12 protein-coding genes and 2 pseudogenes are annotated in these 12,052 nt (G+C 54.6%); 13 read left to right on the top strand and 1 reads right to left on the bottom strand.

The genetic code is table 11. The features are described from left to right. Nucleotides 1-52: 52 nt before the first annotated feature. The 12 genes and pseudogenes from F7Q90_RS04925 to F7Q90_RS04865 all read left to right on the top strand — a co-directional run bounded on the left by F7Q90_RS04925 (nucleotide 53) and on the right by F7Q90_RS04865 (nucleotide 10,328). On the top strand, nucleotides 53-439 hold the full coding sequence (locus F7Q90_RS04925) for a HofO family protein (protein WP_237166092.1): 387 nt from the start codon (nucleotides 53-55) through the stop codon (nucleotides 437-439). After that, on the top strand, nucleotides 426-821 hold the full coding sequence (locus F7Q90_RS04920; RefSeq protein WP_006121002.1) for a HofP DNA utilization family protein: 396 nt from the start codon (nucleotides 426-428) through the stop codon (nucleotides 819-821). Before F7Q90_RS04925 ends, F7Q90_RS04920 begins: the two co-directional genes overlap by 14 nt. Continuing rightward, entirely contained in the window at nucleotides 757-1,131 is a 375-nt protein-coding gene (locus F7Q90_RS04915; protein WP_044242684.1) for a hypothetical protein, read from the top strand. Before F7Q90_RS04920 ends, F7Q90_RS04915 begins: the two co-directional genes overlap by 65 nt. A 179-nt stretch (nucleotides 1,132-1,310) precedes the next feature. After that, nucleotides 1,311-2,210 (top strand): annotated as a pseudogene (pilQ, locus tag F7Q90_RS04905) (type IV pilus secretin PilQ); the annotation flags it as partial. A 363-nt stretch (nucleotides 2,211-2,573) separates the two neighbouring features. Further along, complete coding sequence (aroK, locus tag F7Q90_RS04900; protein ID WP_006121001.1) at nucleotides 2,574-3,095, top strand: shikimate kinase AroK; 522 nt, start codon at nucleotides 2,574-2,576, stop codon at nucleotides 3,093-3,095. A 38-nt stretch (nucleotides 3,096-3,133) separates the two neighbouring features. Beyond that, nucleotides 3,134-4,222, top strand: a complete 1,089-nt coding sequence (gene aroB / locus F7Q90_RS04895) for a 3-dehydroquinate synthase (protein ID WP_006121000.1) — start codon at nucleotides 3,134-3,136, stop codon at nucleotides 4,220-4,222. Between the two features lie 71 nt (nucleotides 4,223-4,293). After that, entirely contained in the window at nucleotides 4,294-5,349 is a 1,056-nt protein-coding gene (locus F7Q90_RS04890) for an SPOR domain-containing protein (RefSeq protein ID WP_006120999.1), read from the top strand. A 96-nt stretch (nucleotides 5,350-5,445) separates the two neighbouring features. Continuing rightward, nucleotides 5,446-6,258: an adenine-specific DNA-methyltransferase gene (gene dam, locus F7Q90_RS04885; RefSeq protein WP_006120998.1), complete on the top strand. Its 813-nt coding sequence runs from the start codon at nucleotides 5,446-5,448 to the stop codon at nucleotides 6,256-6,258. A gap of 66 nt (nucleotides 6,259-6,324) precedes the next feature. Beyond that, entirely contained in the window at nucleotides 6,325-7,008 is a 684-nt protein-coding gene (gene rpe, locus F7Q90_RS04880; protein ID WP_006120997.1) for a ribulose-phosphate 3-epimerase, read from the top strand. Further along, nucleotides 6,992-7,669, top strand: a complete 678-nt coding sequence (locus F7Q90_RS04875) for a phosphoglycolate phosphatase (protein ID WP_006120996.1) — start codon at nucleotides 6,992-6,994, stop codon at nucleotides 7,667-7,669. The genes rpe and F7Q90_RS04875 overlap by 17 nt, the downstream gene beginning before the upstream one ends. 17 nt (nucleotides 7,670-7,686) lie before the next feature. Further along, complete coding sequence (gene trpS / locus F7Q90_RS04870; protein ID WP_006120995.1) at nucleotides 7,687-8,691, top strand: tryptophan--tRNA ligase; 1,005 nt, start codon at nucleotides 7,687-7,689, stop codon at nucleotides 8,689-8,691. A 353-nt stretch (nucleotides 8,692-9,044) separates the two neighbouring features. Further along, complete coding sequence (locus tag F7Q90_RS04865; RefSeq protein WP_006120994.1) at nucleotides 9,045-10,328, top strand: cytosine deaminase; 1,284 nt, start codon at nucleotides 9,045-9,047, stop codon at nucleotides 10,326-10,328. A gap of 36 nt (nucleotides 10,329-10,364) precedes the next feature. Here F7Q90_RS04865 and tsgA read toward each other — a convergent pair whose 3' ends face one another. Continuing rightward, the gene (gene tsgA / locus F7Q90_RS04860; protein ID WP_006120993.1) at nucleotides 10,365-11,543 is read right to left on the bottom strand and encodes an MFS transporter TsgA; all 1,179 of its coding nucleotides are present in this window, start codon (nucleotides 11,541-11,543) and stop codon (nucleotides 10,365-10,367) included. Between the two features lie 335 nt (nucleotides 11,544-11,878). Here tsgA and F7Q90_RS04855 point away from each other — a divergent pair. Further along, nucleotides 11,879-12,052: pseudogene (locus F7Q90_RS04855) on the top strand (IS630 family transposase); the annotation flags it as partial.

The raw sequence follows: 12,052 nt of genomic DNA, 5'->3' as shown, positions 1-12,052 counted from the left end.
TGGCTGCCTGTTGGCGGGCGCGGTCTGCCTGCTGTGTGTGGCCTAGTGGACCGTGCTACAGCCGCAAAAACGGGTGCTGGCTGATGCCAGGCATCAATGCGTGCAGCAGCAGGTGCGCCTGCAACAGCTGCAGCGACAGTTGGCTCACTATCCCGCCCTTGCTGTTTTACAGGCACAACTTCAGCAGATTCAGATGGAAAAGTCAGCCGCGTCATCGACGCTGGAGGCGATCATCGCAGAGCGGGGTGCAGCGCTTGAGCAGTGGCTGCCCGATGAACAGCCTCGAGCCCTCACTTTCCATCTGCAATGGGCCCAGTTTCCGCCGTTGTTTTCTGCGCTTTCAACGTCTGCAACGGCGTTTCCTGATCGCTTTCAGTTAACCGCTCATTCTGACTATCTGGTGGCGCAACTCTGGCTGGACGCTGATGAAACCCATTAGTGTTGTTCTGCTGTTACTCAGCTGTGGCGCTGGCGTTGCGCAGGCACGCGATCCGTTTCGTCCCCTTCCTGGCGCGGCCTGCCTGGCGGAGGTTGAACCTCTCAGCGAATGGCGTTTGCAGGGCATCATTGGTCGTGCTCCCCGGTTTCAGGGCTGGCTACTGACGCCACAGGGCAAATCTGTTCACGTCCTGAGCGACCAGCCTTTTCCGTTGTTCCCCTGGCAAACCCTCCGGTTTACTTCCCGTTCGCTTCAGCTATTTATTCTGGGCAGTTGCCCGGCCCAACGTTTCACGTTTCATCTCAAAGGACGCCTGCATGATAAGGATAGCGATTCTGACCCTCCTGCTGTTTTGCCAGATCCCCGCTCACGCCAGCCCTGATGAGGGCCTGAGCCTCGCGTTTGATGATGCGCCGATTGAGCGCATTTTACAGGCGCTGGCTGATTACCAGCAGATCAACCTGATGATCTCCCCTGAGGTTAACGGAACGCTGTCACTGCGGCTGGACAACGTCTCCTGGCAACAGGCGCTGTCGCTGGTCGCGCGGATGGCGCAACTGACTGTGCTGGAAGAAGATAACGTTCTGCTGGTTTATCCCGAGCGCTGGCAGCAGCAGCGGCGCGAAGCAGAAAAGGTACAACAGGCGGAAGCGCGTCAGCAGCGTCCTTTAATGCAGCGCAGGCTTTGTTGAATAATAGGTAATCATTCTGTTTTGTCTGCACTGTTTTGGTAGAAAACGCTGATGCCAGACAGAACACCGTCATACGCAAGCATGTAATGCATTGATTTTATGTTATCTGAAACAACCGTTTTCATAGTACCACAGCATAAAATCCATTTATTCAACAAAGCCTGCAGCGCAGGATCAACCTGCTCTATGCCAGTGCCAGTGAGGTGCATCGCAGCCTGCAAGGGGAACGCCAGTCGCTTATGACATCGCGCGGGAGCGCCTCTGTGGACACGCGCACCAACAGCCTGTTGCTGCGCGACACTGAACCGGCGCTGCAAGACACGGAGCGCTGGATTCAGGCGCTGGATGTGCCGCTGGAGCAGGTTGAGCTGGCGGCCCATATCGTGACGATTAGTGAAGAGAATCTGCATGAGCTGGGCGTCAACTGGCGACTGTCTGAGGATAGTGAAAGCCTCAGCCGGGCTTTACATCACCCGCTTCTGGCTATTCCCCTGGGGTTGAGCTCGCCCGCTGTTTCGCTGGGCGTCACGTTGTCGCGGACAGGCGGCAGAGTGCTGGATCTGGAGCTCAGTGCGCTGGAGCAGGAAAACCAGGTTGAAATCATCGCCAGCCCACGGCTTTTTACGTCGCATCAGCAAACCGCGTCGATTAAACAGGGCACCGAAATCCCTTATGAAGTCTCAGCCGGTAACAGCGGCGCAACCAGTATCGAATTCAAAGAAGCGGTGCTGGGCATGGAAGTCACGCCCACCGTTTTAGGCAATGGCCGCATTCAGTTGAAAATACGTATCAGCCAGAACGTGCCGGGGCGCGTGGTTCAGACCAGCGCCTCGCAGGTGCTGTCGATTGATAAGCAGGAAATGGAAACGCAGGTGACGGTTAACGACGGGCAAACACTGGCCCTGGGCGGTATTTTCCATCAGCAGCGCACTCAGGGACAAACGCAGGTGCCGTTACTTGGCCGTCTGCCTGTCGTGGGGGGATTATTCCGCCAGCAGGCTGAAGAACATAAAAAACGCGAGCTGGTGATCTTCATGACGCCGCGATTGGTCAGGGAAGCAGCGCTTACGGCACGATAAAACGGAAAATGTGCCCTTAAAGTTTAACTGCGTTGACGCAGGACAGGAATTAGCTTACAAGGTTTAGCGATTTTTAACACGTTGTAAGCGTCTGAGTTGGAAGAACCCGGCAAGCAGATGAGCGAATTCCTCTGTACGCAGTCATGTCACAACGCTTTACTGACGCCTTACAGTTTCGCGAACAACAGGCCAATTCAGAAATGGATGTGCTGTAAGCAATATAATCGGTTGCCAAACAGCCTTGAGTGTTGAGATAATTTTTCGTCTGACTCTTGCTAACGCTCATGAAGTCTCAGTTCCTGTCCCGCCAGTAAAATGCTGAAAGCGGGGTATCATTAACGAATTCTTAGTAATACCGACAAAATGGCAGAGAAACGCAATATCTTTCTGGTTGGGCCGATGGGTGCCGGCAAAAGCACTATTGGCCGTCAGTTGGCTCAGCAACTCAATATGGAGTTCTTCGATTCCGATCAGGAAATTGAGCGACGCACCGGAGCGGATGTGGGCTGGGTTTTTGACGTTGAAGGCGAAGCTGGCTTCCGCGATCGTGAAGAAAAAATCATCAATGAACTGACCGAGAAGCAGGGCATCGTCCTGGCGACCGGCGGTGGCTCCGTAAAATCCCGGGAAACACGTAATCGTCTCTCCGCCCGCGGCGTCGTGGTTTATCTTGAAACCACTATTGAGAAACAACTGGCACGTACGCAGCGTGACAAAAAACGCCCCTTACTGCAGGTCGAGTCGCCACCGCGTGAAGTACTTGAAGCGCTGGCCGCTGAACGCAACCCGCTGTATGAAGAGATCGCCGATGTTACCATCCGCACTGACGATCAAAGTGCAAAAGTGGTGGCGAATCAGATTATCCAAATGTTGGAAAAAAGTTGATCCAACGTTTGAAAGCTCTTTGACAGGTATCGAGCATCATGGAGAAGATCACCGTTTCATTGGGGGAACGCAGTTACCCCATCACTATCGCCGCCGGACTGTTTAATGATCCGGCTTCTTTTTGGCCGTTAAAAGCGGGTGATAATGCCATGCTGGTCACGAACGAGACGCTGGCACCGCTTTACCTGGATAAGGTCACGGCGCGGCTAAAGGCGGCGGGAGTGAAGACGGATCAGGTGATTTTGCCCGACGGTGAGCAGCACAAAACGCTGGCGGTGATGGATCAGGTTTTTACCACCCTCCTGCAAAAGCCCCACGGGCGCGATACCACGCTGGTGGCGCTGGGTGGGGGCGTGATTGGCGATCTTACCGGTTTTGCTGCGGCAAGCTATCAACGTGGTGTGCGGTTCATTCAGGTGCCGACCACGCTGCTGTCTCAGGTTGACTCGTCGGTTGGCGGAAAAACGGCGGTTAACCATCCTCTTGGCAAAAACATGATAGGTGCATTTTACCAGCCCGCTTCGGTCGTGATTGATACGGAATGTCTCCGGTCACTGCCTCCGCGTGAGCTGGCGTCCGGTCTGGCTGAAGTGATTAAATACGGCATCATTCTGGACGGTGAATTCTTTCACTGGCTTGAGCAAAATCTTGACCGCCTTCTGGCGCTGGATGAAGCCGCGCTGGCCTGGTGCATCCGTCGTTGCTGTGAGCTGAAAGCCGAGGTTGTCGCCGCGGATGAGCGTGAAAACGGTCAGCGCGCATTACTGAATCTGGGTCATACTTTTGGCCATGCTATTGAAGCGCATATGGGCTATGGCAACTGGTTGCATGGTGAAGCGATTGCCGCTGGTATGGTGATGGCGGCGCGAACCGCGCAACGTCTTGGTCAGTTCAGCGAGCAGGATTGCGAACGCGTTATCGCGTTACTGCAGCGCGCCGGTTTGCCGGTACACGGACCGGTTGAGATGCAGGCCGAAGACTATTTGCCCCATATGATGCGCGATAAAAAAGTGCTGGCGGGCGAATTACGTCTGATACTGCCTTTGGCGATAGGCCGCGCTGAAGTGCGTGGTGGCGTGGCTCATGATATGGTGATGGCGGCAATTAATGACTGCCAGAAATCTTGATATTCAGCAGGTAAGTGGTGACGCGACGCGCGGGTGCGCAGTGCGAACGGCCGCTTTACGGAGGAGGCAAAATGGATGAGTTCAAACCGGATGATGAGTTAAAACCTGACGCCAGTGACCGTCGTCCCTCGCGCCCACGTAAATCGTCCTCTGCGACGAAAGCTCCGGTCTCGCGCCAGCACGTCATGATGGGCGTCGGTATCCTTGTGTTGCTGCTGCTCGTGCTGGGCATTGGCTTAGCGCTCAACGGCGCTGACGACAGCAAATCCGCGTCGTCCTCTACTGACAAAGGCACCGCCACCAGCGGGGCCGCAGGATCGGGCAACGGAAAAAATATTGATCTCAGCGGCTCCACCGCCATGAGCGGCGGTCAGAACGCCACGGGAACAGCACAGCCTTCCACCGGCACTCCGAATGCAGCAGGAGCGGAACCGGCAGCGGGGGCGACAAATGCGCCACGTGATATTTCCATGCCACCGGTTGCATCCACACCCACGCAGGCAGCCCCGGTTGAAACCCCGGCTAATCAGCAACGCATTACATTACCCGGCGACCTGAACAGCGCATTGACCAACCAGCAACAGCAGGTGGATGGCGCCGCACAGGGTGCAGAAGGCAACAGTTCTCTGCCGACCGCACCCGCTACGGTGAGTGGGAAAGCAGGTGCAGCGGCGAGTCTTCCCGCTACAGGTCGTCAAAACGCCGCGCAGGCACCCGTCACGCCGCGTCATACGCGTGAGCCTGCCAGAACGGCGTCTAAACCCGCAGCCAGCGAGCATAAAACCCACACAACGCCAGCGCACTCATCCGTGAATAACGCGCCGGCAAAAGCGGCGGGCAGTAGCGCTACGGCCAGCAAATCAGTACCGGGCGGCAACTACACGTTGCAGTTGAGCGGCGCATCTAAAGCGGAAAGCCTGAATGCCTGGGCGAAGAAGCAAAACCTGAGTGCGTACCATGTGTATAAAACCACGCGCAATGGTCAACCCTGGTATGTGCTGGTCAGTGGTTCTTACGCCACGCCGGCCGACGCAAAGCGTGCCGTTGCGACATTGCCTGCAGAGGTACGTGCACAGAATCCCTGGGTGAAACCGGTCAGTCAGGTCAGGAAAGAAGCCAGTCAATAAGTGATGTGGGGCCTGCCCATGCGGGCCCTGTTTTAAGCGCAGATCTGCTGTCGGTTCAACCACAGCCTCACAATAAGATGTAATTACCACGACAGCATGAAAAAAAATCGCGCTTTTTTGAAATGGGCGGGGGGAAAATTTCCCTTAGTCGAAGAGATCCACCGTCATTTGCCGCAAGGTGATTGCCTGATCGAACCCTTCGTTGGCGCGGGCTCCGTGTTTCTTAACACCGATTTTGATCGCTATCATCTGGCCGACATCAACAACGATCTCATCAATCTCTACAATATTGTCAAAACGCGCACGGCGGATTTTATTCGCGATGCGCGTTTACTGTTTACCAGCGAAACAAACAGCGAAATCCGTTATTACCAACTGCGCACGGAGTTTAACCTCAGTCATGACGCTTATCAGCGTGCGCTGCTGTTCCTCTATCTGAATCGCCACTGCTACAACGGCCTGTGCCGCTACAATCTGCGTGGTGAGTTCAATGTGCCGTTTGGGCGCTATCGTAAACCTTACTTCCCGGAAGCCGAGCTGCTCTGGTTTGCCGAACGGGCGCAAAAGGCGACGTTTGTCTGTGAATCCTACGATGTTACCCTGAACAATGCCCAAAAAGGCTCTGTGGTATATTGTGATCCGCCGTACGCGCCGCTGTCCGCAACGGCTAACTTCACGGCTTACCACACCAACAGTTTTAGCCTGCATGAGCAGCAGCATCTGGCGCAACTGGCCGCAAAGCTGGCGTCTGAGAGTCAAATTCCGGTCCTGATTTCTAACCATGATACGGAACTGACGCGTTGCTGGTATCAGGATGCCGTGTTACATGTGGTCAAAGTCCGGCGTTCTATTAGCCGAAGCATAACCGGTCGCACCAAGGTCGACGAACTGCTGGCACTCTATAGCTAGTCTGTTTCGTCCGCGACCAGGGTACTACGCCAGCCATCATGCTGGCGTACAACAGTGGAGAATCGGATGAAACAATATTTGCTGGCCCCTTCCATCCTTTCGGCAGACTTTGCTCGCCTGGGTGAAGACACCGCGAAGGCACTGGCGGCCGGAGGCGACGTGGTTCACTTCGACGTAATGGACAACCACTACGTGCCGAATCTGACAATGGGACCGATGGTGTTGAAAGCGCTGCGTGACTATGGCATCACAGCCCCGATCGATGTGCATCTCATGGTGAAGCCAGTGGACGCGTTAATCCCCGAGTTTGCCAAGGCTGGCGCGACCTACATCACGTTCCACCCCGAAGCGAGCGAGCACGTTGACCGCACGCTGCAGTTAATCAAAGAGCACGGTTGCAAAGCAGGCCTGGTCTTTAATCCTGCCACTCCGCTCAGCTACCTCGACTATGTGATGGATAAACTGGACATCATTTTGCTGATGTCGGTGAACCCCGGCTTTGGTGGTCAGTCATTTATCCCCGGCACGCTCGACAAGCTTCGTGAAGCGCGTAAGCGGATTGATCAGAGCGGCTACAGCATTCGCCTTGAAGTCGACGGTGGTGTGAAGATTGATAACATTGCGCAAATCGCGGCAGCGGGTGCAGATATGTTCGTTGCCGGTTCGGCCATCTTTGGCCATCCGGATTACAAGAAAGTGATCGACGACATGCGGAACGAGCTGGAGAAAGCGAATGGCTCATTTCACTGATATTCGTGGGCTGGCCTTTGACCTAGATGGTACGCTGGTTGACAGCGCGCCGGGGCTGGCGGATGCGATCGATTTGACGCTGGCAGACCTGGCGTTGCCTGCTGCTGGCGTGGCGCGCGTGTCAACGTGGATTGGGAATGGTGCCGACGTTATGATGTGCCGTGCGCTGACCTGGGCGCTCGGACGCGAGCCACACCCGGACGAGCAGCGTGATGCGCGTGTGCTGTTTGACAAACATTATGCCAGCACGGTGGAGGCGGGCAGTACCCTGTTTCCTCAGGTCAAAGAGACGCTGACACGGTTACAGGCCACAGGCATGCCGATGGCGATTGTGACCAATAAGCCGACGCCGTTTGTCGCGCCGCTGCTGCAATCGCTGGGAATCGACCAGGCGTTTTCGTTGATCATTGGTGGCGATGATGTGGTGGTTAAAAAACCGCATCCTGCCGCGATTTTTCTGGTGTTGGGTAAATGGGGGCTGCTGCCCTCACAACTGCTGTTTGTCGGGGATTCACGCAATGATATTCTGGCCGCGCAGTCTGCCGGCGTACCCAATGTCGGCATGACGTTTGGCTATAACTATGGTGAACCTATTGCCAGCAGCCAGCCCGATCTGACCCTTGACTCTTTTGACGAACTTTTGCCCGCTATCGGGCTGTAATTTATCAGGACATAAGCATGAGCAAACCCATCGTTTTCAGCGGCGCACAGCCGTCCGGCGAACTGACCATTGGCAACTATATGGGGGCGCTGCGTCAGTGGGTGCAGATGCAGGACGATTTCCACTGCATTTACTGTATCGTCGATCTGCACGCCATCACCGTGCGCCAGGATCCGGTTGCACTGCGTAAAGCCACCTTAGATACGCTGGCGCTCTATCTGGCCTGCGGCATCGATCCCGAGAAGAGCACCATCTTTGTTCAGTCGCATGTGCCGGAGCACACGCAACTCAGCTGGATTCTGAACTGCTACACCTATTTCGGTGAGCTGAGCCGCATGACCCAGTTCAAAGACAAATCCTCACGCTATGAAGAAAACATCAACGCGGGTTTGTTCAGTTATCCGGTGCTGATGGCTGCCGACATTCTGCTTTACCAGACCGCGCAGGTACCGGTGGGTGAAGATCAGAAACAGCATCTTGAGCTGAGCCGTGATATTGCGAGCCGGTTTAATGCGTTGTATGGCGATATCTTCAAGGTGCCGGAGCCATTCATTCCAAAATCAGGCGCACGCGTGATGTCGCTGCTGGAACCGACGAAAAAGATGTCTAAGTCGGATGATAACCGCAACAATGTGATCGGCCTGCTTGAAGATCCCAAATCGGTGGTTAAAAAGATTAAGCGTGCGATGACCGACTCTGAAGAGCCGCCGGTTATCCGCTATGACATTAAAGAGAAAGCGGGCGTCTCGAATCTGCTGGACATCCTGTCAGGCGTAACCGGTACGCCGGTGACCACGCTGGAGCAGGCGTTCGAAGGCAAAATGTACGGGCACCTGAAAGGCGCGGTCGCAGAAGCCGTATCGGGCATGCTGACAGACCTGCAGGAACGTTATCATCGCTTCCGCAACGACGAGGCGTTACTGGAAAAGGTGATGCGTGACGGTGCACAGAAAGCCCGTGCCCAGGCGCAGGAAACCCTGAAAAAAGTCTATGAAGCGGTCGGGTTTGTTTCTCAACCCTGATCGGTAACGTTGTAAGTCAAACGGCGAGCGAAGGCTCGCCGTTTTGATTTTCCCCCCGGCGTAATGGGCGGCGCAGGCTGACCACGCTGCCGACAAAGGAAAATGACGGCTAGGTACCACGCGCAAACGGAGCGGAACGTGTGCCAACCCTTCTTGCGTTTCGCTTTCGGTAATCATGTCATCTTATTCGTCCCCGACCTTTTGCTGTCGCGCCTGACCTGTCCGCAGAGGCAGGGCACCGGTTCAGCCTCGTACGCGCTAAGTGATTTAAATAACGAATAAAGTCATCTGGAGCACGGCAGAGAGATCGTGTTAGCTTTACTTCGCAGCGCTTAACGCATGAGGAGCCCGGAATGACAACAGCATCACTTCGCTGGATAAACAATCTGCGTTTGCCCACCCGGGAAGGGCTGTGGCAGATAGAGATCGTGGAAGGAAAAATCGCCCGCATCACGGCGCAGCCTCAGCAGCTGTCAGCCGAGGGCGCAGCACTGGATGCGGAAGGCGGCCTGGCGTACGCGCCTTTTATTGAGCCTCATATTCACCTGGATACCACCCAAACGGCGGGTGAACCGGCCTGGAATCAGTCCGGCACGCTGTTTGAAGGTATTGAGCGCTGGGCAGAGCGGAAAGCCTTATTGAGTCATGAGGATGTAAAACGGCGCGCGATGCAAACGCTGAAATGGCAGATCGCGAATGGCATACAGTTTGTGCGCACGCATGTGGATGTGTCCGATCCGACGTTAACCGCCCTCAAGGCTATGCTGGAACTGAAAGCGGAGATGGCGCCCTGGATCACGATTCAAATCGTGGCGTTCCCGCAGGAAGGCATTCTGTCTTACCCTAATGGCGAAGCGCTACTTGAAGAAGCGCTGCGACTCGGCGCGGATGTCGTCGGCGCGATTCCCCATTTTGAGTTCACGCGGGAGTACGGCGTGGAATCCCTGCATAAAGCGTTCGCGCTGGCCAACCGTTACGACAGGCTGGTGGACGTGCACTGTGACGAAATTGACGATGAGCAGTCACGCTTCGTCGAAACCGTTGCCGCGCTGGCACACCGTGACGGGATGGGTGCGCGCGTCACGGCAAGCCATACCACAGCGATGCACTCGTATAACGGGGCTTATACTTCTCGTCTGTTTCGCTTACTGAAGCTCTCCGGCATCAACTTTGTTGCCAATCCCTTGGTGAATATTCACCTACAGGGTCGCTTTGACAGCTATCCCAAACGCCGCGGCATTACCCGGGTGAAAGAGCTGCTGGAGGCGGAGATTAACGTCTGTTTTGGCCATGACGACGTATTCGATCCCTGGTATCCGCTGGGTACGGGCAATATGCTTCAGGTGCTGCATATGGGATTACATGTGTGTCAGCTGATGGGGTACGAGCAAATTAATGCCGGGCTCGATCTGATTACACGCAACAGTGCCAACACGCTGAATTTAGCAGAGTACGGTATTCAGCGCGGTCATGAAGCCAGTTTTATCATTCTGCCCGCAGAGAACGGTTTTGATGCGGTCAGGCGGCAGGTGCCGGTGCGTTATTCGCTTCGGCGTGGAAAGGTCATCGCGGCGACGCAGCCCGCAGAGAGCAAAATCTGTCTGGACACTTGGGAAGCGGTGACCTTCAGGCGTTGAAGCAAAGGGCGGCGCGTTGCCGCCGCCCTGAGAGGATTAATGCGTGATATGACCGTGCGAGCGGTGTTTGGTCACCAGGCCCAGCAACGCACACATGATAAACACCACGGCGTACAGACCATTTGCCGTTAGCAGCGCGCTGTGCACGCCGCTGTTTTTCACAATGGGTGACGTAACGACGAAGGTCAGCATGGTACCCACGGTGCCACAGGTCAGAATAAAGTTAACCAGCTTGGGAGACGCGACTTTGGTTTGTAGAGAGCCGAGCGTAATGATGGTGGTATAGATCGCGCTTGAGCTGAAGCCCAGCGTCAGAATAATCCACCGCAACATGCTTGCATCCTGGCTGCTTACGAACCAGTACATCAGCACCGTGGCCAGTCCTGCCAGTACCATCAGAATACGTTGCAGATCGAAGAAGCGCAGCAGGAAGCTGAATACCCACATGCCGACCATATAAGCGGTCCAGAAGCTTCCTACCAGTTGACCGGCATCATCAATATTCATGCCCATCACTTTGGTGGCATATTCAGGCACCCAGGAAATAAAGCCGAGCTGGCCAAGAATGTAGCATAAGGCGGCAATCGCCAGTAACAGTACGCCCAGTCCCCATTTTTCTTTTTCAACCGTTGGGCTGTTCTCTGGCTTACGCAGAACCGGAAACTCCACGAATAACGTCATGATAAAAATACCGACGTAAATGACGCCAATGCAGACGTAAACCCAGTACCACGGCAGATGACGTGCCAGTAAAATGCCGGCCAGAATCGGGAAAATGGTGCCAGCCATACTAAAGAAGGAATCCGTGAACAGCAGGCGTGAACCCCGTTGGCGGCCTTCGTACATGTGGGTAATCAGGAACGTCCCAATCGACATGGTGATACCACTGACGACGCCCAGTACGAACATGCACAGCGAAAATACCGACAGATCCCGGCTGGTCATCAGTCCGATAACGGCTAATACCATCAGCACAAAGCCAAAAATCAACTGGCGTTTGAGCGGCACAATGACCATCAACCAGGCATTAAGGAAAACGGCAGCCAGGATGCCACTGTTCAGGAAAGTGAAGGTGTTACCCATACTGTCGATGGGAATCTGGAAATCTTTCGCGATATCACCCATTACCATACCGGTGACAATCACTAGGGCACCGGTGAGCGCATAGGAAAGAAAGCTAATCCAGGTAAGGCCGATACGATTACGATTTGTCATGTTCTGAACCTGTTGGGAAGCGGGAGCGCTGAAGCGGCAGAAATTGTAAACGGAACCGTGATCTTAATAAACTAAGAGTGAAAACTGTTGTCATTGATTTCATCAATACTGTGATTTTAGTCACGAAGCGGAAGCAATCTTTTTCAGGCGTTTTTGGGTGCGTTTAGCGTAAATATAGGTAAAACGCTGGCTCTTGTATTACATGCTCTTTACGATCAATATCGTTTTTGAGCTAAATAACTGCTCGGAATAGTAGATCACTTAGAGGGAACTCAGTCCGGTTTATGCGATCTGATCAATCGCTGAATATCCCAAATCACCAGCCGGACTGAGCAATGTCGATCATAGCACCAATACCCAGAACCGAACGACGCCTGATGCAGAAAACTATCCATAAAACAAAGGACAAAAACCACGCCCGGCGGCTCACCGCCATGCTGATGCTGCATCGTGGTGACACCGTCAGTCATGTTGCCAGAACACTCTGCTGTGCCCGCTCATCGATTGGT

The sequence above is a fragment of the Pantoea stewartii subsp. stewartii genome (assembly GCF_008801695.1).
GTDB lineage: Bacteria > Pseudomonadota > Gammaproteobacteria > Enterobacterales > Enterobacteriaceae > Pantoea > Pantoea stewartii.
This window is presented reverse-complemented; position numbering and strand designations above follow the sequence as displayed.

Excerpts from the sequence above, each read along its gene's own strand:
- F7Q90_RS04920 (WP_006121002.1), top strand. The coding sequence starts at position 426 with ATGAAACCCATTAGTGTTGTTCTGCTGTTACTCAGCTGTGGCGCTGGC.
- F7Q90_RS04915 (WP_044242684.1), top strand. The coding sequence starts at position 757 with ATGATAAGGATAGCGATTCTGACCCTCCTGCTGTTTTGCCAGATCCCC.
- aroK (WP_006121001.1), top strand. The coding sequence starts at position 2,574 with ATGGCAGAGAAACGCAATATCTTTCTGGTTGGGCCGATGGGTGCCGGC.
- aroB (WP_006121000.1), top strand. The coding sequence starts at position 3,134 with ATGGAGAAGATCACCGTTTCATTGGGGGAACGCAGTTACCCCATCACT.
- F7Q90_RS04890 (WP_006120999.1), top strand. The coding sequence starts at position 4,294 with ATGGATGAGTTCAAACCGGATGATGAGTTAAAACCTGACGCCAGTGAC.
- dam (WP_006120998.1), top strand. The coding sequence starts at position 5,446 with ATGAAAAAAAATCGCGCTTTTTTGAAATGGGCGGGGGGAAAATTTCCC.
- rpe (WP_006120997.1), top strand. The coding sequence starts at position 6,325 with ATGAAACAATATTTGCTGGCCCCTTCCATCCTTTCGGCAGACTTTGCT.
- F7Q90_RS04875 (WP_006120996.1), top strand. The coding sequence starts at position 6,992 with ATGGCTCATTTCACTGATATTCGTGGGCTGGCCTTTGACCTAGATGGT.
- trpS (WP_006120995.1), top strand. The coding sequence starts at position 7,687 with ATGAGCAAACCCATCGTTTTCAGCGGCGCACAGCCGTCCGGCGAACTG.
- F7Q90_RS04865 (WP_006120994.1), top strand. The coding sequence starts at position 9,045 with ATGACAACAGCATCACTTCGCTGGATAAACAATCTGCGTTTGCCCACC.
- tsgA (WP_006120993.1), bottom strand. The coding sequence starts at position 11,543 with ATGACAAATCGTAATCGTATCGGCCTTACCTGGATTAGCTTTCTTTCC.